Consider the following 22,842-nt stretch of genomic DNA (forward strand, 5'->3'; position numbering starts at 1 on the left):
GTAAGTGCTGCGATTTTTGAGCGAGATGTATGAACAAGTTAACCTCCGTACTCATTATGGTGGGTTTACCACTGATGTTGATGTCCCTGTCGGCGAAAGCCGAGAGTGCATCTGACATGTTTTACGACTTGCCGTGCAGAAGTTTGGCTTCTGGCGATAGGTATTGTCCGAAAGACTTTGTTGACCGATACCTGTCGTCAGATCAGGACGAGCGAACAGAGATGCTCACCAAATTGTATGTTCTTCTCGTGCGTAGATTTGAACCGCTCGAGTATTTTCGCAACGTTAGTTTCGAACAAGATTTTATGGTCGCCGCCGTCGAGGGATTGACCCGAAAAAACTTCATGAAGCGGACGCAAGGACTAATCTTGCTCTCAGTTGCTTCCAACAAAGAAAGTCGAGATTTTCTGGTAACTGAAATTCTTAGACGTGCCGAGATGTCTGCATCCTCGGATGAAAGAGGAGTTTATCATTCCTCTCTTTACGGCGAAGTTGAGAGATCGAGCGATCTAATTTTCAAAGCGGTGTTAGCGTCAGCCAATGTCGAATTTATCGGAAATCTTGCCAGTCTCTTGAGAAAGACCCCATTGCCGCCTCAGGTTCGGCAGAAATTCGAAGAAATTTTAATCGCATCCGATGCAGATGATGTTCGCATCAAGATTGCACAGGCACTTGGTCCCAACTCAGGCTCTTTCGACGGTGTATTCAATCTGGTTCTTACCAAACTCATTTCAGCATCGTCAGACGACGAACGGATGCATTGGGCGACAGAACTCGGAAGATTTCCTGGTCGAGATGACGTTGTCATCGATGCGTTGGCAACCGCATTGGCGCTGACGAACGATCCACTCAAGAGTGGCGCTGTTGGACGCGCTTTAGCAGAAGTTGGCGAAAACGGTGTCCTGAGATTGGCGAAGATTGTTGACGTTGAGGTGGTCGACGAAAAACAAAAAAGCATGGCGATTATAATGAGCGCCATTGGGTCGGAAGGGGCTGTGCCTATTGATAAGGTGGATTTCGTCATCAGGACGGCGCTCAAGGCGCGCCTCAAGAGTGACGATCCGCTGTTAAAATCTTCGGTTTATGCGCTTTTGTTCAAATATGGGAAGGCGTCGATCGGTCCGATTGACCAAGTGCTCAAAAAAGCCAATGAGGAAACTCGAACCGACTTGCAGGAAATTCTAGATCGATTTGGAGATCAGTGAAAATCCATAATTTCAGTGCTGCGTACCAGTTTTTGTATAAGCTTAGACGCTCTGGTGGATCAAAATTTCAATAGGTCCCTTTCCGGCGCAATCTCATTCGTTGATATGCTTGGTAAATATGCCGACTATTAGGTCAACTCTCCCTCCTTCATGCATTAGACGACTGACATGGTTGTCGTGCTTTCATGGAATACCAAAATGTCTGCTTCATCCACCCCACGGGCACATAAGCCCTTTTATGCGTCGTTCGGCTTTCAGGTTTTTGCCGCTATGGTTGTCGGTCTTGTGCTGGGCTACATCGCCCGACAGATGGGCGCTTCGGAGGCGGGGCCGAATTGGTTGGTGCAGACGCTGTCGACCATCGGCACGATTTTTGTTCAGCTGCTGCGAGCGCTTGTGCCGCTTTTGATCTTTACCGCCATCGTTGCCAGCATCGCCAATCTGCGAGAGTTGAACAATGCGGCGCGGTTGGTGTGGCAGACGCTGTTGTGGTTTGCGATCACGGCTTTGATTGCCGTTGTCATCGGCATTGCGCTTGGGTTGCTGATCCAGCCGGGTGTTAACTCCGGTGTTGCGGCCACCGCTGCGGCCGTGCCGTCCAGCACGGGCTCGTGGCTCGATTTTCTCAAAGGCTTGATCCCTGCCAACCTGCTGGGTCTTCAGGCGTCGACCAAAATCAGTGGAACGGGTGCGGCGACGTCGCTCAACTTCAATGTGCTGCAAATCCTGGTGATTTCCATTGCCGTCGGGATCGCGGCCTTGCAGGTGGGTGAGAAGGCGGAGCCGTTTCTAGCGTTCAATCGTTCGCTTCTCGCCATCACCCGCAAAATTCTGTGGTGGGTCATCCGTCTCACACCGATCGGTACCATTGGTCTGCTGGGCAACGCGGTTGCCGTCTATGGCTGGGAGGCACTGGCTTCGCTCGGCTGGTATTCCGCAGCGATCTATATCGGTCTCGCGCTGGTTCTGTTCGTGGTCTACCCGATTATCCTGACCGCGAACGGGTTGAATCCTGTCCGCTTCTTTTCGGGCGCCTGGCCTGCCATCCAGCTGGCTTTCGTGTCCCGTTCGTCGATCGGCACCCTGCCGGTGACGGAACAGGTGACGGAGCGCAATCTCGGTGTGCCGCGTGAATATGCAGCCTTTGCCGTGCCGCTGGGCGCGACGACCAAGATGGACGGATGTGCTGCGATCTACCCGGCGATTTCCGCTATCTTCGTCGCGCAGTTTTATGGCGTGCCGCTCGGCATTCAGGAATATGTGCTGATCGCCTTCGTATCGGTTCTCGGCTCGGCAGCGACGGCTGGCCTGACCGGCGCGACCGTCATGCTGACGCTGACGCTCTCCACGCTTGGCCTTCCTCTTCAAGGTGTTGGCTTGTTGCTGGCGGTGGATCCAATCCTCGATATGGGCCGAACGGCCGTCAACGTCACGGGTCAGGCACTCATCCCAACCATCGTTGCGAAACGTCAGGGTATTCTCGATCAGGCCGCCTACGACCGTCAGGAAGGCATCGACGCGCTCGACCCGGGGGCGGTGCCTGCGGAATAGGTGTTTTGACCGCTTTGAAACGACAAAACCCGCTGGGAGACCAGCGGGTTTTTTTGATGCGAAAGGGCTTGATGTCTTACTTTGCGAGGCCTGACAGCGCTTTGACGAGCCCCTGCGTCGAGCTGTCATGGCTTTCGGCGCTTTCCTTGCCTTCCACCACCGGCAGCAGACCCGTCGCCAGTTCCTTGCCCAGTTCCACACCCCATTGGTCGAAGGAATTGATACGGAAGAGGACACCTTCCACAAAGACGCGGTGTTCGTACAGCGCGATCAGGCGACCGAGCGCGAAGGGTGTCAGCGTGTCGTAAACGAAGGTGATCGACGGGCGGTTGCCGGTGAAGACGCGGTGCGGGGCGATGAAGTCGGCTTTCTTGTCGTCCATGCCCTTCGAGGTGAGCTGCTCCTTGGCCTCGGCCAGCGTACGGCCCTTCATCAGCGCTTCCGATTGCGCAAGGCAATTGGCGATGAGCAGCTGGTGCTGGTGGCGCAGGTTCGGCTCGAAGCCGTTGGCGGCAATCATGAATTCGGCAGGAATGACGCTCGTGCCCTGATGGATGAGCTGATAAAAAGCGTGCTGACCGTTGGTGCCGGGCTCGCCCCAGACCACCGGGCCGGACTGGCCTTCGACAGGGGTGCCGTCGATGGTGACGCCCTTGCCGTTCGATTCCATATCCAGCTGTTGCAGATAGGCCGGGAAGCGCGACAGGCGCTGGTCGTAAGGGAGAATGGCGCGCGTCGAATAATCCAGAACATTGCGGTGATAAAAGCCGATAAGGCCGAGCAGCATTGGCAGGTTCTGGCGCACGGGCGCCTCGCGGAAATGCGTGTCCATGGCGTGGGCGCCATCCAGGAACTTTCCGAAATTCTCTGGACCAACAGCGATCATGAGCGGCAGGCCGATGGCCGACCAGATGGAATAACGACCGCCGACCCAATCCCAGAAGCCGAAGATCCGGTCGCTGTCGATCCCGAACTTGGCAACCTTGTCCAATGCGGTGGAGACGGCGCAGAAGTGGTGCTTCACAGCCTCTTCGCCCAGCGCATCGGCGATGAATGTGCGTGCCGTCGCGGCATTGGTCATCGTCTCGATGGTGGTAAATGTCTTGGACGCGATGATGAAGAGCGTGGTTTCCGGTTCAACCAGTTTCAGCGTATCGGCAATATGCGCGCCGTCGATGTTGGAGACGAAATGGGCGCGGGGGCCATCATGAAACGGAGCCAGCGCCAAAGTGGCCATAACAGGGCCGAGGTCCGAGCCGCCAATGCCGATATTGACGATATCGGTGATCTTTTTGCCCGTCGCACCCTTGAGCGTACCGGAACGGATGGCATCGGCAAACTTGCCCATGGCAGCCAGAACGCCGTTCACATCCGGCATCTCATCCTTGCCATCCACCATGACAGGCGTGTTGGAACGGTTGCGCAGTGCGGTGTGCAGCACGGCGCGTCCCTCGGTAAAGTTGATTTCTTTGCCGGAGAACATTTCATCGCGCTTCTTCTGGACGCCGCCTTCGACGGCAAGCTTTTCGAGAAGCGCGAGGACCTCGTCATTCACCGCGCATTTGGAAAAATCCATCAACAGGTCATCGAAGCGGACGCTGAACTGCTCGAAACGGTTGGCGTTGGCGGCAAATGCGGCGCGAAGATCGGTAGCCGCAGTTTTTGCGGCGGTGGATTTCAGGTTTTCGACGATGGCCTGCATGGAATGCTCCTCATGCTCCGGGAAAGGATGAGGAAGCTATTCTTTTTCATCGGGCTAAATCAAGGCGAGATCTGGTAAATCGATTGAAATATCGTGAAGGACACCAATCAGTTAGCCAGCTTGCGAAGTTCACGCCGCAGGATCTTGCCGACATTGGTCTTTGGCAGTTCCGGCAGGAACTCGATATGCTTGGGCCGCTTGTAGTTGGTCAGGCTTTTCGCACAGAACGCCTTCAGGTCGTCAGCGGTGAGGCTGGCATCCTTTTTAACGACATAAAGCTTTACCGCTTCGCCGGAATGCTCGTCGTTAATACCAACGGCGGCACATTCCTGCACGCCGGGATGGGCTGCGGCCACCTCTTCGATCTCGTTCGGATAGACGTTGAACCCGGACACGAGGATCATATCCTTCTTGCGGTCAACGATCTTCGTATAGCCACGGTTGTCCAGAAAACCGATGTCGCCGGATCGGAAGAAGCCGTCTGGCGTCATGACCTTGGCGGTTTCGTCATCGCGCTGCCAGTAACCGGCCATGACCTGAGGGCCGCGGATGCAAATCTCGCCCACGTCGCCAAGCGGCAGACTGTTGCCGTCATCGTCGCGAATGTCGATATCGGTCGAAGGCATGGGAAGCCCGATCGTGCCGCTGAAATCCGGTACCCCGAGCGGGTTGACCGTGGCAACCGGCGATGTTTCGGAAAGACCGTAACCTTCGCAGATATGGGTGCCTGTCACAGATGCCCAACGTTCCGCAATCGGTCGCTGCACCGCCATGCCGCCGCCCATGACAAGAACCAGCGACGAGAGATCGAGTTTGCGAAATTCCTCATTGTTCAGGAGTGCATTGAACAGCGTGTTGATACCGGGGAAGATGTGAGGCTGGTAACCCGACAGCTCCTTGACGAATCCGGGAATGTCGCGTGGATTGGCAATCAGCAGATTGTGACCACCGAGCGCAATGCCCATCAGCGAATTCACCGTCAAAGCGAAAATGTGGTAAAGGGGTAGGGCGCACACGAAGTTCAAGACTTCAGGTCTGGTCCTGTTGACGAAGCCGGGTTCCATCCACAACGCGATCTGGCTTTTGTTGGCCAGGAGATTGGCGTTGGTCAGGACAGCGCCTTTGGAAACACCCGTCGTGCCACCGGTATATTGCAGGAAGGCCACGTCGTTGAGACCGATATCGGTCGGTTTCAATTCCATCTGGCGAGATTGCGCCAGTACAGCCTTGTAGCTGACAGCCTGCGGCAGCGCATAGGCCGGAACCATCTTCTTGACCTTGCGCACCACGAGATTGACGATGTGGCCCTTGAGGCCCAGCAGATCGCCCATGGACGCGACGACGACATGCTTCACATCCGTCTTCGGCAGCGCCTGTTGAACGACATGGGCGAAGTTTTCGAGCACGAACAGCGCCTTGGCGCCGGAATCTTTCAGCTGATGTTCCAGTTCGCGGGGCGTGTAGAGAGGGTTGACGTTTACCACGACCAGTCCTGCGCGCAAAATGGCGTAAGTTGCAACCGGGTTCTGGAGAATATTGGGCATCATGACCGCAACGCGGTCACCCTTTTGCAAGCCCAACTGTTGCAACCAAGCACCGACGCGGCGGGTCTGTTCTTCCAGCTGGCGATAGGTGAGGGACTTGCCCATGGAGGAAAATGCCTTGCGATCGGCATAGCGCGCGCAGCTTTTTTCCAGCAGCTCGGCGAGGGAGGAATAACCAAGGTCGGGAATCTCCGCAGGGACGCCTTGCGGATAGGATGCAAGCCAGGGTCGCGGCAGACTACCCGGTTCCTGGCGGCTAAAACTCACGTCGCTCATGTCCGTCCTCCCATGCTGGCATTTGCAATCACCTGCAATGTGCGGTCATCCCTGCCAGCTCCTCGGCGTGATGATGCACCAATGATTGCAACTGTAGATGAAGCCTCCAAAACCATCCACTCACATCAGCGTATTTAACTCTAACGTAAACGTCAACTATCGCCCTGGCCAAATCCCCGATGTCTGCCCGGGACGTCGTGTTTGGCTTTTGACTTTAATCCTGATTTGCGCGATCAACAAAACCACATCAGAAAACACGGAACCCTGACATGCCAGAGACCGCCGCTCTCCACCTCAGCACCATCGGAAAGCGCTTTGGCGATGTGGATGTGCTTGAGGGTATCGACCTGACGGTCATGCGCGGCGAGATCATCTGCCTTGTTGGTCGTTCAGGCTGCGGTAAATCGACCCTTTTGCGGATTATCGCGGGTGTCGAGACGCCTGATTCAGGCTCGATCATGATGAACGGGCGCGAGATTGCCGGGCCGACGACGTTCATGGAGCCCGAAAAGCGGCGTATCGGTTTCGTGTTTCAGGACTATGCGCTGTTTCCGCATTTGACGGTCGAGCAGAATGTTCTCTTCGGTTTGAAAGGTCAGCCGAAAGCGCAAGCGCGGGCGCGTGCTGCCGAGATGATCGAGCATGTGCGACTGGCGGATTTGGCCAGGCGCTATCCGCATACGCTTTCCGGCGGTGAGCAGCAGCGCGTGGCGCTGGCGCGTGCCCTGGCACCCAAGCCTGACATTCTGCTGATGGACGAGCCTTTCTCCAATCTGGATCGCGGGCTTCGTGACAGCGTGCGCGAAGAAACGCTCGGCCTCCTGCGAGACCTGAAAACGACGGCCATCATGGTCACGCACGACCCCGAAGAGGCTTTGTCTGCGGGCGATCGCGTGGTGCTGATGGAGAAAGGTCGTATCGTGCAGACCGGCACGGGCTACGAGTTGCATGACAACCCGGTCAGCCGTTATGCCGCAGATTTCTTCTGCTCCTTCAACAAGGTGGAAGGCACAGTCAGAAACGGGTACTTGGAAACGCCGATCGGAAGCTTTGCCCACAAGGGCGATCTGCGTGAAGGGGAGAAGGCCTTCGCCTATATCCGCCCGGGCGCGATCACCATTTCTCCGTTTAAGACCGGCGCCGCAATTTTTGGGCGCATCACCAACCGTGTGTTCATGGGCGAGATCGAACAGGTTTCGGTGAGCGTGGACGGCCTCATGCAGGACGTGCGGGTCCGCAGCATGCGCCGGACGCCTGTCGATGTTGAAGAGGTCAATCTCTGGGTAGAGAAAGAGACCGTTCTAACCTTTACCTCAGATTGAATATCTGAATTCAGACTCCAAAAAAGCGCTTATATTCAACTCAAAGTGAGAGAAACGCGCTGAAAACCTGGAGAACATAACTTGATTTAACCGATCAGGTATGGTGCATGCAGTTCCGACATCATTTTCACGTCACAGGGACATAGGCATGACATCACTGACCATCACCAAAATTGCGCTTCTGGCCAGCACGATGGCCTTTTCGGCCGGAGCGGTAAATGCTGCGGAACTCAACATCTATACGACCCGCGAACCGGCCCTGATGCAGCCGCTGCTGGATGCCTTCACCAAGGAGAGCGGCGTCAAAGTCAACTCCGTGTTCCTCAAGGACGGTCTGGCCGAGCGCGTTTTGAGCGAAGGTACGAGCTCGCCCGCTGACGTTTTGATGACGGTCGATGCTGGAAATCTGGTCGATCTGGTTGAAAAGGGTGTGACCCAGCCGGTCGAATCCGAGGTTCTGACGAAGGCCATTCCGGCCGAGCTGCGCGATGCCAAGGGCAACTGGTTTGCGCTGTCCTTGCGTGCTCGCGTTCTCTACGCAGCCAAAGACGTCGATGTCTCCACGTTCAACTACGAAGACCTCGCTGACCCGAAATGGAAGGGCAAGGTGTGCATCCGCGCAGGCCAGCATCCCTACAACACGATACTGTTTGCGAATTACATCACCCACCATGGCACCGAAGCCACTGAGAAGTGGCTGACTGGCGTCAAGGACAATCTGGCCCGCAAGGCTGGCGGCGGTGATCGCGATGTCGCCAAGGACATTCTCGGCGGCATTTGCGAGATCGGCGTCGCCAATTCGTACTATGTCGGCCTGATGCGCTCCGGCAAGGGCGGCGAAGAGCAGGTCAAGTGGGGCGAGGCCATCAAAGTCGTCCTGCCAACGTTCAAGGACGGCGGCACGCAGGTGAACGTCTCGGGTGCAGCCGTTGCCAAAAACGCGCCGAACAAGGCCGAAGCCGTCAAGCTTCTCGAATATCTGGTGTCCGACGAAGCCCAGAAGATCTATGCGGAAGCCAACTACGAATACCCCGTGAAAAAGGGCGCCGCCCTCGACAAGATCGTCGCCTCTTTCGGTGACCTGAAAGTCGATACCAAGTCGCTGACCGAAATCGTATCTCACCGCAAGGAAGCCAGCCAGCTGGTCGATAAGGTCGGTTTCGACAATTAAGGGCTAGGGGACATAGCGCCTTGAACGGGCGCGTTGATGTGTTGGCCGCTCACCACAAAGTCCGTCATCCTCGGGCTGTCCCGAGGGATCTGTAACGGACCGGGTGTTGCGACGGCAACAGATCCTCGGCACGAGGCCGAGGATGACGAAAAGCAGGGACTTCGGTCCCTTCGATCTCAGGCGCCCGTTTCACGCGGGCGCCTTGCCTGTTTCAAGCAACCCGTGTTTTTGCACGGTCAAACTCCCAAGATCAGCATGCACTCCAGCACCGCCACAGCCAATTCTTCCCGACCGAGACTGCGGATAAACTCCGCATTCTGGTGGCTGTTGACGTCCTGTGTCATCGCAGCCTTCGCTATGCTGCCGGTGCTGGCGCTGCTATCTGAGGCGATCAAGGGCTCCAATGGTCTTTGGGGGCATCTGCGCGATACCGTGCTGGCAACGGCACTTCCCGAAACGCTGATCCTTTTGCTCGGCGTTGGCATTCTGGCCGGAGTCATCGGCACAGCCAGTGCCTGGCTTGTCAGCGCCTATGATTTTCGTGGGCGCAGGCTTCTGGAGTGGGCGCTGTTATTGCCGCTGGCCATGCCGACCTATATCGTCGCCTACGCCTATCTGGATATTTTGCATCCGCTGGGGCCGGTGCAGGGAGCGATACGCTGGATACTGGGATATTCCAGTCCGCGCGAATTTCGGTTGCCCGATATCCGCTCGATGACCGGTTGCATCATCCTGCTCGGCTTCGTGCTGTATCCCTATGTCTATATTCCGGTCAGGGCGATGTTTCTGACGCAGGCTGGAACCCTTCTCGATGCTGCCCGTATGCTCGGAACATCGAGACGAGCGCTGTTTCTCAAGGTCGCGGTGCCGCTTGCCCGCCCGGCCATCGCGGTGGGCGTCAGCCTCGCCCTGATGGAGGCTCTGAACGATATCGGAGCGTCGGAGTTTCTGGGTGTGCGAACGCTGACCGTGTCCATCTACACCACCTGGGTCACCAGATCCGATTTGCCGGGGGCGGCGCAGATTGCGCTGTGCATGTTGCTCCTGGTCGTCGCACTGGTTGCGATGGAACAATGGGCGCGACGCAGGCAACGCTATTCCACCTCGGCACAAAAGAGCACCGCTCTTGCCCCCGCGCGTCTTCAAGGTGCGCGCGCTGTTGCGGCATTTTTGCTTGGCGGTCTGCCGATTCTGGTCGGCTTCATTGCCCCGGCGATCTATCTGGTCACGGAAGCATGGAAGCGATTTCAGTTCAGTGGGCTCTCCGCCCGGTTTGCGGCTGAGGCGATGAACACGGTGCTGTTTGCCGGTGTCGCGACCATGGCAACGATCATTGCAGGGCTTGTGGTCGCCTACGCCATGCGGCTTGCGCCGGGAAAGGTCTCGCACTGGTCTTTCAGGCTGGCGACCGTTGGCTATGCGGCACCGGGAACCGTCATTGCCATCGGCATGCTGATCGCACTCGGCGGGTTCGACCGATTTGTCGATGGAACGATGCGGCACTGGTTTGGAGTGTCCACCGGTCTTTTGTTGATCGGCAGCGGCTCTGCCCTGATCTTTGCCTATATGGCACGTTTCCTGACCATTGCTGGCGGCGGGATCGATGCGGGGCTTAGCCGAATTCCCCTATCTCTCGATCAGGCCTCCCGAACCCTTGGCCGCACCTCGATTGCAACGTTCCACAGCATCCACCTGCCACTTTCCAAGGCAGCGGTAGCCGCCGCCGCACTGCTGGTCTTCGTCGATTGCGTGAAAGAATTACCGGCGACGCTGCTTCTGCGTCCGCTCAACTTCGAGACATTCGCCACGCATCTGTATGGCGAGGCGGCGCGCGGGACCTACGAGGAAGCGTCGATCGCCGCGTTGGCCATCGTCATCGTCGGTATTTTACCCGTCATGCTGCTCGCCCGGGTCGGACGTATCAGAGTTTGAGCGCGATACCGTGGGGGACTTTTCATTTGCCAAATCCCGCCTTCGGCATTAAACATGACTAATTATATCATGTTATATAAAGGAGCCAGCATGCTGGTAGCGAAATCGGAATTGGCAACGGAAAGTGGCAGCAAATATCTCGTCCAGCTTTTCAAACACTTTGCCCATAAGATCGAGGTCAGCTACTCCGACACCCATGGCGAATGCGCGTTCGATTTCGGGACGGCCAGCCTCGATGCGCATAGCGATCGTCTGAGGATAGCTGTCACAGCGCCGGACGAGGAGAAACTGGAGCGCGCAAAATCTGTAGTCGAAAGTCACCTGTTGCGCTTTGCTTTTCGCGAAGAGGTCGACAAGCTCGATTGGCATTGATTAGACGAAAAGAGGAACGATTTCGTCTTCGGAGGATTTACAAACCATAACGAATAGAACGCGAAGGAGGAAACGTTATGGTACATCACACCCCTCAGCCCGGTCAGGATCCTTACGTCAAGGACACCCCAAGCTTCATTGCCAGCGATAAGGTTGAAGGCACAAGCGTCTACGGCGCTGACAGCAAGAAGATCGGCTCGATCCAGCGCATCATTCTTGAAAAGCGCGGCGGCCGGGTTGCCTATGCGGTGCTGAGTTTTGGCGGATTTCTTGGCATCGGTGACGACTACTATCCACTGCCGTGGGAAAAGCTGCATTACGATGAAGAGCTTGATGGCTACCGCATCGATTTGACAAAAGACCAGATCGAAAATGGCCCTAAGTTCGCAAACCGCGATGACGACAGCCTTTTCGGCAATGACGATCGCAAGGTCTACGACTACTATGGCGTTCCGCCGTACTGGATGTAGCATCAACGAAAAATGGCCCCGACTGGGGCCATTTTTTTTAAGTCTAATCTATATCGATACGAAGGCCTCGCCGTCAGTGCTTCTTCTGCTTTCCGGCTTCGGATACAGCGTCCTCAAACCATCGCCGCGCTTCCTCGACTGGTTTGCGACCATCCAGAGCTGCACGGCATGCGCTACGGGCTCTGACGAACGTCAATCCCTGCACATGTGGCCAGTTCTCGGTCAAAAGAGCCAAGGCATCGAACGGCCCGGCAACGACGTTTCTGGTATTCTTGTCGAAATTCACTTCGACAGGTTCTGCCCATATCGCTTGTTTCATGCGGACGCCTCCCTAATAGCCAACGTCAACGAGTAGCTCATCGACATGGTTCCCATGAAAGAGAATATTCGCGAATGCTTAAGTTTACAATCGGAAATTTGATCTCAACGGAAGCCGAAGAACGACAGGATAGCGAGAACGATGACGACCAGGCCGACGATGTAGATAATCTGATTCATGGGAGACACTCCAGGTTGCGCATCAAATGGGCCATTCTGTCGGCGCTAAAATATTCGATGCTAAAACAAAGACACTCACCGTAACGTGAATGCCTTCTGGAAGTTCCATCCTTGCTGGCAATTTCATTGCGCACGAGGGGATTGCCCTCTCTACATATTTGCCAGCCTCAGCTGTTGCTCAACTTGAACTGAACGACGTCGATGGTCCCGGCACGGAAACCCGCAGAGCAATAATGCAGGTAGTAGCGCCACATCCGGAAAAAACGCTCGTCGAAGCCGAGCGGCTCGATGCGGTGCCAATTGGCGAGGAACGCGCGGTCCCACAGCATCAGCGTGCGATCGTAATCCTTACCGAACTGCAGCGTGTCGGTGTTGGCAAAGCCTTCACGCGCAGCCGCATCACGGAACTTTGTGATGGAGGGGAGCATGCCGCCGGGGAAGATGTAGGTCTGAATGAAGTCGGCATTGCGACTGTATTCATCGAAGCGGTCTTCGTGGATGGTGATGACCTGCACCATGGCTTCCCCACCTTTTGCCAGAAGCTCGCGCAGGCGGCGGAAATAGGTCGGCCAGTTCTCTTCGCCCACAGCTTCGAACATTTCAATGGAGACGATTTTCGAATATTGCCCCTGGCAATCGCGGTAGTCTTCCAACCGAATATCGGCGCGGTCCGCAAGGCCTGCCTTCGCAAGACGTGCCCGCGCGAAATCTGCCTGTTCGGTAGAGAGCGTAAGGCCCGTCACGCGGCAGCCGGTCTTGGCGATGGCATATTCCGCAAAGCCGCCCCAGCCGCAGCCGACTTCCAGAACGTGGTCGTCAGGCCCGATCTTCAACTGCTCGACAATGCGGTCGTATTTCGCGTTTTGTGCTTCGGCAAGGCTTTGGCCCGGCCTGTCAAAAAGCGCGGACGAATAGGTCATGGTCTCATCGAGCCATGCGGAATAGAAGCGATTGCCGAGATCATAGTGGAACGAGATATTGCGACGGCTGCCTGCCTTTGAGTTGCGGCGCAGGCGGTGGCGCAGAAGCGCGAAGGCTGACACCAGCCGGGATGGCTCGGACACGGCCTGCCAGTTTTTCTCATTGGCGATGGCAACCTCCAGCAGACTGACGAGGTCGGGACTATCCCAGTCGCCATCCATGTAGGATTGCGCAAAGCCGAGGCTTCCGCCCATGACCAGCCTGCGAACGACACGTCCTCGGTTCAGGCTGATGACGCCATGCGGGCCGGGCTCAGGGCCGCTGACGACATATTCGCACCCGCCGGGAAAGACCAGAGTTAGCCGACCATGCGTCATGTTTTTCAATCGACGGCAGATCATACGCTGCCACAAAGGGGCACGATCCATCAGAAACGGAATGGTTTCCTCTTCGGCGTGACTCATTTCTCTGTACCTCCCAGTGTTGCGCCCACCGTTGCACGGTCACTGACGCTGACAGAACTCGCGATGCGTTGCTTCGCGGCCTTGTGTCGATAAATCGGATTGCCTTTTGCCCAGAGGCGGAGCGCCTCCCAGTGGATGGCGCCCATGATCTTGAGCGTCATCAATGGATAGGTCAGAAGCGCACGCCCAAGTGTGCCATCGCTCAACGTGCGGCGCTTTCCCGCAAAGGACGCATACAAAAGCTCGCCTTGAGCATCCTGTTCATTGATGGTGACGAGGACCTTGTCATCCGGCGGACGGATGCGGAAATCATATGTGCATTCCATCGGCACGAAGGGCGAGACATACATTTCCTTGGCGCAGGAATGCTGCACCGTGCCGTTGTCGTTCACGGCAGCCGGAATAATGTAGGTATGGCGCTCGTGAAAGGTATTGCAGACCTCATAGAGAATGGCCACGAGACGGTTAGCATCATGCCGGTCATGGCAGAAATAGACCGTCAGCGGATTGAAGACGTAGCCGAAGATGCGCGGATAGCAGAGCATATCGACGCGCAGGGCATCGGGCGATACGTTCAAACCCGCAGCCGCCAAATGGCGCTCGACCCATTGCTTCAACTGACCTTTTTCACCGGCACCATGGTCGGTGTCACGAAAGCTGAAGACGGCGCGTCTGTTATAGCCGAAGAGGCGTAGCCCCCTGTCCAGAATGGAAAGCTCATCCAGATCCAGCAGCAGCGAAAAGACGCGATAGCGCATCTTGTGGGCGTGCGGGCGGTGGCGCGCATGCACGACGTGTCCTGCATAGATGGCTGAGCGAAACGTCATGACGCCAAAGCCTTCTCGGGGCTGAGGAAAATCCGTCCCGATTCCTGCGCGACGGTCCATGGACGCTTCAGGCCGCCGAGAGCCTCTGCAACAGCTAGACCCGATTGCAATCCGTCTTCATGGAAACCGCTACCGAAGTGCGCGCCGCAGAACCACGTGTTTTGACGGCCTTGCAGGCTCCACAATTGCTTCTGAGCTTCGAGCGCCTTGGTATCGAAAAGTGGATGGGCATAGTCGAAAGCGCGAATGAGTTTGTCGGGATCTATCGGCCGGGAAGGATTAAGCGTTACGAAAAGCGGCGTCGCTTCATCGATGTTCTGAAGGCGGTTCATCCAATAGGTGACGCAAAGCTGCTCGGTACCGGTCGCATTGGGTTCGCTCAGATAGTTCCAGGCGGACCAAACATTGCGGCGCTTCGGCATCAGCGTTTCGTCACTGTGCAGCACGGCGGCATTGCGGGTATATTCGAACGCACCGAGCAGCGAGCGCTCCCGTTCGTCGGCATCCGCCAAAAGCGAAAGCGCCTGATCCGCATGGGTGGCAATCACCACGTCATCGAAATGGGATGCCTGACCGGATCGGTCGAGCAGGGTGATGCCACTGTCGGTACGCTGGATGGCTTCAATCTGGCTGTTGAGAACGACAGTGCCTTTGAACTGTGCCATAATGCGCGCGATATATTCGCGACTGCCACCTCTGACGGTTCGCCACTGCGGCCGGTCCGACAATTGCACCAGCCCGTGATTGACGAAGAACCGGATAAAGGCTTGCAGCGGATAGGCGCGCATATCTGCCGCCGTCGTGGACCAGATCGCGGCTCCCATAGGCAGCAGATGGTCGTCGACAAAACTCAAAGAATAGCCGTTGGAATCGAGATATTCACCAAGACTTGTTGTCTGCAATGACGGGTCGTTCAGAAGCTCCGGCGCCTTTTTGTAGAAACGCATGACATCGCGCACCATGCTCCAGAAGCGTGGACGCAAAATGTTGGAACGCTGACCGAACAGGCCGTCGATGCCGGAACCGGAATATTCCAGGGATCCACCGCGCAAGGATGCTGCAAACGACATATCGGATGCGTCGGTCTCAACGCCCAGATGTTTGAACAGGGCGACGAGGTTTGGATAGTTGCGCTCATTATAAACGATAAAACCGGTATCGACCGCGATTGGGTCCGAGCCGGGGACGTCTGCAAACACCGTATTGGCATGGCCGCCCAACCGACTGTCGGCTTCAAACAGCGTCACGTCTGCGGATTTATCCAGCATCCACGCGGCGGAAAGGCCTGAAATACCCGAGCCGATGACGGCGATCCGGCGTCTTGTCTGTCGGTTGTTGTCGCCTGTCATCACATCCATTGCCGCCGGTTCCATATTCTCATGTCAGCAATTACGCAGCCGGTTGGCAACTGGATTGCTCCAAGTGCATTTTTTTGTTGTTGGTGATCCATTGCCATATCGCTGGCGTAGTCGGTTTCATGACAATAAACGTTTCCATAGCTGGACCTGCGTGCCAGTATATTAGGAGTAACCGGAACGGTCCGGTTACAGCCAAGCCATATGGAAGCGGAGTGAAGCCGATCCGCATGAATGATACCGTCAAGAATACGATCGAGAGTGAATGTCCTAGCCTCATAAAAGCTGTTGCCAGCGAGCGCAGCGTCGAGGCTTTCGAGGTGCTTTTTCGTTATTACGGGCCGCGCGTGCGGATCTATATGTTACGGCAGGTGCGCGATGCGCAAGCCGCTGAGGAACTGATGCAGGAAACCATGTTGACGGTCTGGAACAAGGCCGCCCTTTTCGATCCGGCCCGCGGCAACGTGTCCGCCTGGATTTTCAGAATTGCCCGAAATTTGAGGATTGACGCGCACCGCAAGGATAGGCGCCCGGAATTCGACATCAACGATCCGGCTTTCGTGAAAGACGACGCACCTGCCGCCGACAAACAGTTGGAAGAGGTGCAGGATGCGCAGCGTCTGCACCGCGCACTGGCGCAATTGCCGCAGGAGCAGCTCGACCTGCTGAAGCGCTCGTTCTTCGATGAAGCGTCCCACAGCACCATTGCCGAGCAACTCGGTCTGCCCATTGGAACGGTCAAATCGCGCATCCGGCTTGCTTTCGCAAAGCTGCGCGCAGCGCTGGAGTCACGCACATGAGTGTACGGCATCAGGTTAGCGACGAATTGCTGCTGGATTACGCATCGGGAAGCCTTGGGGAGAGCTGGAGCCTCGCGGTCTCGACGCATCTCGCCTTGTGTCCCGAAAGCCGGCAAAGGCTCGAAGCGATGGAAATGACCGGCGGTGCACTGCTAACGGACATCGAGCCGACGCAGGGCAACGGGGATGCAGACTGGGAGAAGATACGCACCCTTCTGCACGCCGACAGATCGTCTGCAACATCCCGTCCGGCCGTTCAGACCAGGGACGACGCAGTGCTGCCTGAGCCTTTGCGTTCCTATGCCGGTGGTGACGTGGACAAGCTGAAATGGAAACAGCTTGGACCCGGTGCTTACCATTTTCCCATCCGCACACGCGACGGCGAGGCGAATGTTCGGCTGCTCCGCATACCCGCTGGCAAACCGGTGCCGGAACACACGCATGGCGGGCGGGAACTGACCGTTGTTCTCTCCGGTTACTTCAAGGACGGCAACGACGTCTTCCGTCGCGGTGATTTCGAGGAAGCAGACGAAGATTTGATGCACCAGCCTGTTGCAGGTGAAGGCCAGGACTGCATCTGTCTGGCCGTGACCGACGCGCCGTTGAAATTCAAGAGCTGGCTGGTTCGCCTCGTTCAGCCTGTTCTGGGCATATAGGGAGAGCGGACGATGGACTATTTCATAGCCTATGTGGGCACGGCCATCGTCTTTTTCGGATTTGATTTTCTGTGGCTGTCAAAACTGGCCATCGGTTTTTACAGGCGCGAAATCGGCGGTCTGATGCTGGCAAAACCAAATTTTGCGGCCGCCGGTATATTCTACCTCTTCTACATTGCGGGCATCGTATACTTCGCTGTCGTGCCTGCACTCAATGGCGATAGCTGGCAGTCGGCTCTGGTGTCCGGCGCCATCCTTGGCTTTATCGGTTACGGCACCTACGACATGACCAACCTCTCGACGCTCAAGGGCTGGTCACTGAAAATGTGTGTCGTCGATATCATCTGGGGCACCGTGCTGACGGGCGCCGCAGCCGTTGGCGGATATTGGCTGGTTCAGCTTGCCCTGTAAGCCGCATCGGTGAGATCGCGCCACTTTCGATAATAGCTTTCCGAGCCCAAGAGCGGCTGGACCGCGTGATAGGACTGATGCGGCGCGTGCCGCGTCACCAGCAGTGCCGCGCCCAAGGCCGTGCCTGACGGGCTGTTTCCATCGGTGACCATGACGCGCGAACCGGTTATAGCAGCCAGTGCAGAAGTGAAATGCGTGTTTGTCGCAAACGGCCCTTCGATAATGATCGTTGGGGCGTTACCGATAATCTCGAGGCAACGTGCCGTCATCATGGCGGCGTAAAGAGACGCAGCCACCCAGCGTTCAGCATCATCTCGGGGCTCCCTGACCCAACGCCCCTTCATTCCGGGATACGGTCCTGACCCTTCGACCGCATTGGGAATATAGAGAATGGTGTCGGTCACGATACGATCGAGTGCTGCCTCGCTTGCCGAACGATCAACTGGTGTGATGCCCGCAGTCAGCAGCTCGAACTCCCGCCCGCCCATGAAGCGGGCCGAGGGTACGGGCTTTGCGAAAGCATCCACATTGACCAGCGTATCGCGTGCCGGATCCAGCGTTTCCAACAGCGCCCCGACGCCGAAGCAGATGACCCATGTGCCCGTCGATACCACGGAAAACGGGCCTTTACGCACCATCAGATGCGGCAGCAAGGAGGCGTTGGAATCGTGAAGACCGCAATAGACTGGTATGTCTTCCTGTGCACCGATACGTTTCGCTATATCTGGCAAAAGCGATCCGAGCGTATCGAAGGCTGAGCGCACGGGTGGCATCAGATCGGTGATGCCCAGAATGTCCGGGAGGCTTGAAAATGCAGCCTTACCCGGTTGCCACAGATCGGTATGGCAACCCAGCGACGTCACCTCGTTGGCCTTAACGCCGGTGAGCCGGTAAGCCCAATATTGTGGATAGGTCATGATGTCGGTGACATCGGCGAACGCATCAGGAAATGCAATTTTTTGATAGTGCAGTTGCGCGCCGACATTCAGCCCCATGGGAAGAGCCGGTGAGAAGGTCTCTTCAAAAGGAGGGCGCAAGGCCGCATAGGCTTTTTGGATGGGATCGGGATAGCTGTGTTCGTAATCCAGAACTGGCAGTGCCAGATCACCCTCGCTATTCAGCAGAGCAGCACTCGCCCCATGCGTTGTGATCGAAATGGCCTGATATCCCGGTTGCTCGTGAAACGCTGCGAGCCCCTCAATGATGAACGTCCACAGCGCGTCAATATCGTAATGCGGATAAGGTGGGCCACTCAAAACCCGGTTGGCTATCTTGCGAGAGGCGATTTCCTCGCCGCTCTGCCCATCCACGACGATCAGCTTGGCGTGTGTCTTGCCGATATCGATGACGGCGACATTGCGGACCGGCGCGCTCATGGCAGATGAAACAACAGTGTGAGGTCGGTCGTAACGGGGGAATTATCCTGATGGCTTTCCATGATGTCGGACATATGCGCCCACCATTTTTTCATAACAGGATGATCGGGCAAAGAGGCCATTCCGTGGTCCTTCGGGCGGGTCAAAACACCAAATAGAATATTTGTTTCATGATCGAGGTGAATGGAATAATCGCTCACGCCCGCCTCATGCAGCAGCGTCACCAGGTCCGGCCATATCTCGTCATGGCGCTTCCTATACTCGGCTTCCATACCGGGAAAGAGCTTCATCTTGAAGGCGTATTTTTCAAGGTCCGGCATGGTCTACCTCATGGCCCGCAGGCGGCGAACGACGATGGGAATGGCGATGGTGATGATGAGAAGCAGGCCGACGAAGATCGACATGACGATGCCGGGAACGTTCAACAAACCCAACCCGAAGGTGACGAGACCCATGACGAAGGCCGCAATCACCACCCCGCCGATGGTGCCGGATCCACCGAGGATAGACACACCACCCAGCACCACCATCGTCACCACTTCCAGCTCCCATCCTTGCGCGATGGAAGGCCTGGTGGAGCCGAGGCGGGATGTGAGGCAGACGGCGGCGATGCCGCTCATCAGACCGGTGAGCAGGAAGAGGATAAACTTCACCCGCTCCACCGGAATGCCAGAAAAGCGTGCGGCAAACGGATTGGTACCGATAACATAGACCTGCCGTCCGAAATTTGTGGCATGCAGCAGGATGGCGAAAACCACGGCCATCACCACGAACAGCACGAATTCGAAAGAGATGACCCAGAAGACATAGCCCTGGCCGAAATAGGCAAAGTCTTCGGGGTATTTGCCGAAGGCCTGATCGCCCAGCACCATGTAGGAAATGCCGCGAAACAGGCTCATCGTGCCGATCGTGACGACGATGGACGGCAATTTCAGGCCTGCAACCAGAAAGCCGTTGAACGCCCCGCAGATAAGGCCGGTGCAGATGCCGATGGCAACCAGCCCCGGCGTGCCGACACCCAACTGCACCGCATAGCCCATGGCGGTGGAGGCAAGCGCGATGATGGCTGCCACCGAAAGATCGATCTCGCCGGCAATGATGAGCAGCGCCATGGCGAATGCGATCAGCGCTTTTTCGGTGAAGTTGAAGGTAGCGTCCGAGAGATTGAAGGCATCGAGGAAATAGGGTGATGCGAAGGAATTGACGATGAAGATGAGAATGGCGACGCCGAGCAGGAGCACCTCCCAGCTTGCCATGATGCGTTTGAACGGCGTGCCGAGCTTGTCGGGAATGACGCGCGGCGTCGTATTTTCGGTCGCGCTCATGCCGAAGCCTCCTTGGTGATTTCAGTCTTTGCTCTGTCACGCAGGATGATGCGGCCCTTCTTGGCTTCGGCGCGAGCGTTGAAGACGACAGCGAGCACGATGACGACGCCCGAAATCGCCATCTGCGCGAAGGGCGAAATGCCGATGACCGGCAGCGCATTCTTGATGACACCGAGGAAGAGCGCACCCAATACGGCACCAGCGACGGAGCCGATGCCGCCCGCAATCGAGATGCCACCGATGACATTTGCCGCGACGCTATCCAGTTCGAAGCCGGATGCAATATCGACATAGGCCACTGCGTATCGGGAGACCCAGAGATAGCTCGCCAGACCCGCCAAGGCACCGGAGAGGACGAAGGCTAGAAAGCGCGTCCGTCCGACATCGATACCGGCATAGACAGCAGCACCCGGATTGCCACCGGACGCGTAAGCTGAGCGCCCGAATGAGGTGCGGCTCAAGACCAGCCATGCGCCTGCGATGATGAGGATCGCCACCCATGACAGCACCGGCATGCCGAGGATCGGCGTGCGCGGGACGTTGAGAAACGTGGGCGACATCTGGTGTGCATTGACCCAGGCGCCGCCTGACAGCACGAAGGCCATGCCGCGATAGATGGTCAGAGTACCGAGCGTGACCACGATGGAAGGAAGTCCCAGCCACCAGACGAGAATGCCGTTGATCGAGCCCAAAAACGCACCGATGGCCACCGCCATGACAATGAGGACGGGCAGGGGAAGACCGGGAAAGGCGGCATTGGTCATGGCGACAGCCATGCCGGTAAAGGCAAGGTTTGCGGCCACCGACAGGTCGATGGATTTCGTCAGGATGACCGCCATCTGGCCCAGCGCCAGAATGATCAGGATCGACGTATCGTTGAAGATGTTGACGAGATTGCCCGGTCGCTCAAAGCCCGGAGAGCGCCAGGAAAAGGCTGCGATCAACAGGATGATGATGCCTGCCAGCAGCCATTCGCGGTTCTTGAGTAGTTTTTTCATGCTGTGGCTCCCTTCACGCATTGCCCGTGGCGGCGCGCACCAGCTTTTCCGGTGAAAATTCGGCACGCTCGAACGTACCTGCCATCAAGCCCTCCCGCATCACGATGGCGCGGTCGGACATGCCGAGAATTTCCGGCAACTCGGATGAAATCATGATGATCGATAGTCCTTCGGCGGCAAGCTCGCTGATGAATCCGTGGACAGCGGCCTTGGAGCCGATATCGATGCCCTTGGTCGGCTCGTCCAGAATGATCACCTTGGGCTGCGTCGCCAGCCATTTGCCGATGACCACCTTCTGCTGGTTGCCGCCTGATAGCGTGCCGACCGGAACGGAGAGCGCCGCGGCGCGCAGATCGAGACGAGAGGCATATTTACGGGCAAGCGCGAATTCGTTGGCTGCCGCCAGAAAGCCTTTTCGCGATGTACGCGAAAGAGATGGCAAAGACATATTCTGATAGATCGGCATATCGAGCGCCAGCCCGTGCCGTCCACGCTCTTCCGGCACATAGACGATGCCAGCGCGGATCGCATCTTCGGGCGAGCGGATGGCCAGCGCTTCGCCATTCAATGTGAGCGTGCCGGATGCAGGGCGTGTGATGCCGAAGAGCGACTGGCAAAGCTCCGAGCGGCCAGCGCCGATCAGCCCGTAAAGACCGAGAATTTCACCCTTGCGCAGGTCGAAGGAAATGTCACGAAACTCCGTCTCGTGGCAGTATCGCTCGACGGAAAGCGTCGTCGCGCCAATATTGACAGGCTGTTTCGGAAAGGCGTCCTTCACGTCGCGACCCACCATCAGGCGCACGATTTCGTCCTGAGGGGTCTGCGCCAGATCGCCCGAACCGACCATCTTGCCATCGCGGAAAACCGCGTAGCTTTCGGCGATTTCATAGACCTCATCGAACTTGTGGCTGATGAACAGGATGGCCTTGCCCTGCCGTTTCAGGTTTTCGACAATGCGGAACAGGTCGTCTATTTCCTTGCGGGAAAGCGCAGCTGTTGGCTCGTCCATGATGACGATACGCGCTTCGACAGAGAGCGCACGGGCAATCGCCACCAGATGCCGCTGCGCAATAGATTGGTCTTTCAACCGGATCGTCGGATCGATCTTGCTTTCCAGCCGCTCCAGCAGGGCGCGCGATTGATCGTTGATGGTCTTCCAGTCGATCAGCCCGAAACGGGTTTTCGGCGCATGGCCGAGGAAGATGTTTTCGCCGACTGAGAGTTCATCGAACAGCACGGTTTCCTGATGAATGGCGGTGACACCGGCATCGAGAGCATCCTGAGCGCTGTGAAACGTCACCGGCTGGCCGTCCAGCAGGATCTCGCCTTCATTGGGGCGGTAAATGCCGGTGAGGATTTTCACCAGCGTCGATTTGCCGGCGCCGTTTTCACCGATCAGCGCCGTGACCTTGCCGGGGTAGAGCTGGATGTTGACGCCATCCAGCGCTTTGACGCCGGGAAATATCTGGCTGATGCCGCGCATTTCGAGAATGGGCGAGGGGCTTGAGGCCTCGGGCGCATCCATGATTTTGGTTTCAACACGCGTCATCTGTCTTGCCAGTCAGTTTATTGGAATTTGTGGGTGGGGCCACCCCCCTCTGTCCTGCCGGACATCTCCCCCTCAAGGGGGGAGATCGGATCGCGGCAACCTTTCGAACATCTCGAT

The 22,842-nt window shown here is 57.0% G+C and carries 21 protein-coding genes; 10 read left to right on the forward strand and 11 right to left on the reverse strand.

The window, feature by feature from the left end; translation table 11 throughout:
* Window positions 1-29 precede the first annotated feature (29 nt).
* Both RMR21_RS01170 and RMR21_RS01175 read left to right on the forward strand, forming a co-directional pair.
* Window positions 30-1,205 (forward strand): hypothetical protein, encoded by a 1,176-nt coding sequence (locus RMR21_RS01170; RefSeq protein WP_498668914.1) that lies wholly within the window; start codon window positions 30-32, stop codon window positions 1,203-1,205.
* A 198-nt stretch (window positions 1,206-1,403) separates the two neighbouring features.
* Window positions 1,404-2,756, forward strand: a complete 1,353-nt coding sequence (locus RMR21_RS01175; protein ID WP_498668915.1) for a dicarboxylate/amino acid:cation symporter — start codon at window positions 1,404-1,406, stop codon at window positions 2,754-2,756.
* A gap of 76 nt (window positions 2,757-2,832) precedes the next feature.
* Here the strand turns inward: RMR21_RS01175 and pgi are convergent, their stop codons facing one another.
* Window positions 2,833-4,458 carry a glucose-6-phosphate isomerase gene (gene pgi, locus RMR21_RS01180; protein WP_498668916.1) on the reverse strand — a complete coding sequence of 542 codons (1,626 nt, stop codon included), beginning with the start codon at window positions 4,456-4,458 and terminating at the stop codon, window positions 2,833-2,835.
* A gap of 107 nt (window positions 4,459-4,565) precedes the next feature.
* Entirely contained in the window at window positions 4,566-6,278 is a 1,713-nt protein-coding gene (locus tag RMR21_RS01185; RefSeq protein WP_498668917.1) for a long-chain fatty acid--CoA ligase, read from the reverse strand.
* 269 nt (window positions 6,279-6,547) lie between these two features.
* Between RMR21_RS01185 and RMR21_RS01190 the strand changes: the two genes are divergently transcribed.
* The 5 genes from RMR21_RS01190 to RMR21_RS01210 all read left to right on the forward strand — a co-directional run bounded on the left by RMR21_RS01190 (window position 6,548) and on the right by RMR21_RS01210 (window position 11,545).
* Window positions 6,548-7,600, forward strand: coding sequence for an ABC transporter ATP-binding protein (locus RMR21_RS01190; protein ID WP_498668918.1), 1,053 nt, complete (start codon window positions 6,548-6,550; stop codon window positions 7,598-7,600).
* Between the two features lie 148 nt (window positions 7,601-7,748).
* On the forward strand, window positions 7,749-8,771 hold the full coding sequence (locus RMR21_RS01195) for a Fe(3+) ABC transporter substrate-binding protein (protein ID WP_498668919.1): 1,023 nt from the start codon (window positions 7,749-7,751) through the stop codon (window positions 8,769-8,771).
* Window positions 8,772-9,026: 255 nt separating this feature from the next.
* On the forward strand, window positions 9,027-10,703 hold the full coding sequence (locus RMR21_RS01200) for an ABC transporter permease (protein ID WP_498668920.1): 1,677 nt from the start codon (window positions 9,027-9,029) through the stop codon (window positions 10,701-10,703).
* A gap of 90 nt (window positions 10,704-10,793) precedes the next feature.
* The gene (locus RMR21_RS01205) at window positions 10,794-11,075 is read left to right on the forward strand and encodes a DUF2218 domain-containing protein (RefSeq protein ID WP_498668921.1); all 282 of its coding nucleotides are present in this window, start codon (window positions 10,794-10,796) and stop codon (window positions 11,073-11,075) included.
* A gap of 77 nt (window positions 11,076-11,152) precedes the next feature.
* Complete coding sequence (locus RMR21_RS01210; protein WP_498668922.1) at window positions 11,153-11,545, forward strand: PRC-barrel domain-containing protein; 393 nt, start codon at window positions 11,153-11,155, stop codon at window positions 11,543-11,545.
* Window positions 11,546-11,618: 73 nt separating this feature from the next.
* On the opposite strand, the gene RMR21_RS01215 is transcribed toward RMR21_RS01210, so the two are convergent.
* From RMR21_RS01215 to RMR21_RS01230, 4 genes are all read right to left on the reverse strand, one after another.
* A complete protein-coding gene (locus RMR21_RS01215) occupies window positions 11,619-11,864 on the reverse strand; it encodes a DUF982 domain-containing protein (RefSeq protein WP_498668923.1) in 246 nt (81 codons plus the stop codon).
* A 346-nt stretch (window positions 11,865-12,210) separates the two neighbouring features.
* The gene (locus RMR21_RS01220; RefSeq protein WP_498668924.1) at window positions 12,211-13,428 is read right to left on the reverse strand and encodes a class I SAM-dependent methyltransferase; all 1,218 of its coding nucleotides are present in this window, start codon (window positions 13,426-13,428) and stop codon (window positions 12,211-12,213) included.
* Entirely contained in the window at window positions 13,425-14,255 is an 831-nt protein-coding gene (locus tag RMR21_RS01225) for a DUF1365 domain-containing protein (RefSeq protein WP_498668925.1), read from the reverse strand. Before RMR21_RS01225 ends, RMR21_RS01220 begins: the two co-directional genes overlap by 4 nt.
* The gene (locus tag RMR21_RS01230; RefSeq protein WP_498670205.1) at window positions 14,252-15,604 is read right to left on the reverse strand and encodes an NAD(P)/FAD-dependent oxidoreductase; all 1,353 of its coding nucleotides are present in this window, start codon (window positions 15,602-15,604) and stop codon (window positions 14,252-14,254) included. Before RMR21_RS01230 ends, RMR21_RS01225 begins: the two co-directional genes overlap by 4 nt.
* A gap of 236 nt (window positions 15,605-15,840) precedes the next feature.
* Between RMR21_RS01230 and RMR21_RS01235 the strand changes: the two genes are divergently transcribed.
* From RMR21_RS01235 to RMR21_RS01245, 3 genes are read left to right on the forward strand one after another with little or no spacing between them, the layout of a single operon-like run.
* On the forward strand, window positions 15,841-16,410 hold the full coding sequence (locus RMR21_RS01235) for a sigma-70 family RNA polymerase sigma factor (RefSeq protein WP_498668926.1): 570 nt from the start codon (window positions 15,841-15,843) through the stop codon (window positions 16,408-16,410).
* Window positions 16,407-17,066: a ChrR family anti-sigma-E factor gene (locus RMR21_RS01240; RefSeq protein WP_498668927.1), complete on the forward strand. Its 660-nt coding sequence runs from the start codon at window positions 16,407-16,409 to the stop codon at window positions 17,064-17,066. Before RMR21_RS01235 ends, RMR21_RS01240 begins: the two co-directional genes overlap by 4 nt.
* A gap of 12 nt (window positions 17,067-17,078) precedes the next feature.
* A complete protein-coding gene (locus RMR21_RS01245; protein ID WP_498668928.1) occupies window positions 17,079-17,477 on the forward strand; it encodes a DUF2177 family protein in 399 nt (132 codons plus the stop codon).
* Here the strand turns inward: RMR21_RS01245 and RMR21_RS01250 are convergent.
* The 5 genes from RMR21_RS01250 to RMR21_RS01270 are packed head-to-tail and all read right to left on the reverse strand — an operon-like array spanning window position 17,462 to window position 22,725.
* Window positions 17,462-18,853, reverse strand: coding sequence for an FGGY-family carbohydrate kinase (locus tag RMR21_RS01250; RefSeq protein ID WP_498668929.1), 1,392 nt, complete (start codon window positions 18,851-18,853; stop codon window positions 17,462-17,464). The two genes, RMR21_RS01245 and RMR21_RS01250, sit on opposite strands and share 16 nt — an antisense overlap.
* A complete protein-coding gene (rhaM, locus tag RMR21_RS01255; RefSeq protein ID WP_498668930.1) occupies window positions 18,850-19,173 on the reverse strand; it encodes an L-rhamnose mutarotase in 324 nt (107 codons plus the stop codon). Before rhaM ends, RMR21_RS01250 begins: the two co-directional genes overlap by 4 nt.
* Before the next feature lie 3 nt (window positions 19,174-19,176).
* Window positions 19,177-20,178: an ABC transporter permease gene (locus RMR21_RS01260; RefSeq protein ID WP_498668931.1), complete on the reverse strand. Its 1,002-nt coding sequence runs from the start codon at window positions 20,176-20,178 to the stop codon at window positions 19,177-19,179.
* On the reverse strand, window positions 20,175-21,176 hold the full coding sequence (locus RMR21_RS01265) for an ABC transporter permease (protein ID WP_498668932.1): 1,002 nt from the start codon (window positions 21,174-21,176) through the stop codon (window positions 20,175-20,177). Before RMR21_RS01265 ends, RMR21_RS01260 begins: the two co-directional genes overlap by 4 nt.
* Before the next feature lie 13 nt (window positions 21,177-21,189).
* Window positions 21,190-22,725 (reverse strand): sugar ABC transporter ATP-binding protein, encoded by a 1,536-nt coding sequence (locus RMR21_RS01270; RefSeq protein ID WP_498668933.1) that lies wholly within the window; start codon window positions 22,723-22,725, stop codon window positions 21,190-21,192.
* Window positions 22,726-22,842: the final 117 nt, after the last annotated feature.

Origin of the sequence: Agrobacterium sp. rho-8.1, assembly GCF_033957725.1 — a bacterium.
Taxonomy (GTDB): domain Bacteria; phylum Pseudomonadota; class Alphaproteobacteria; order Rhizobiales; family Rhizobiaceae; genus Agrobacterium.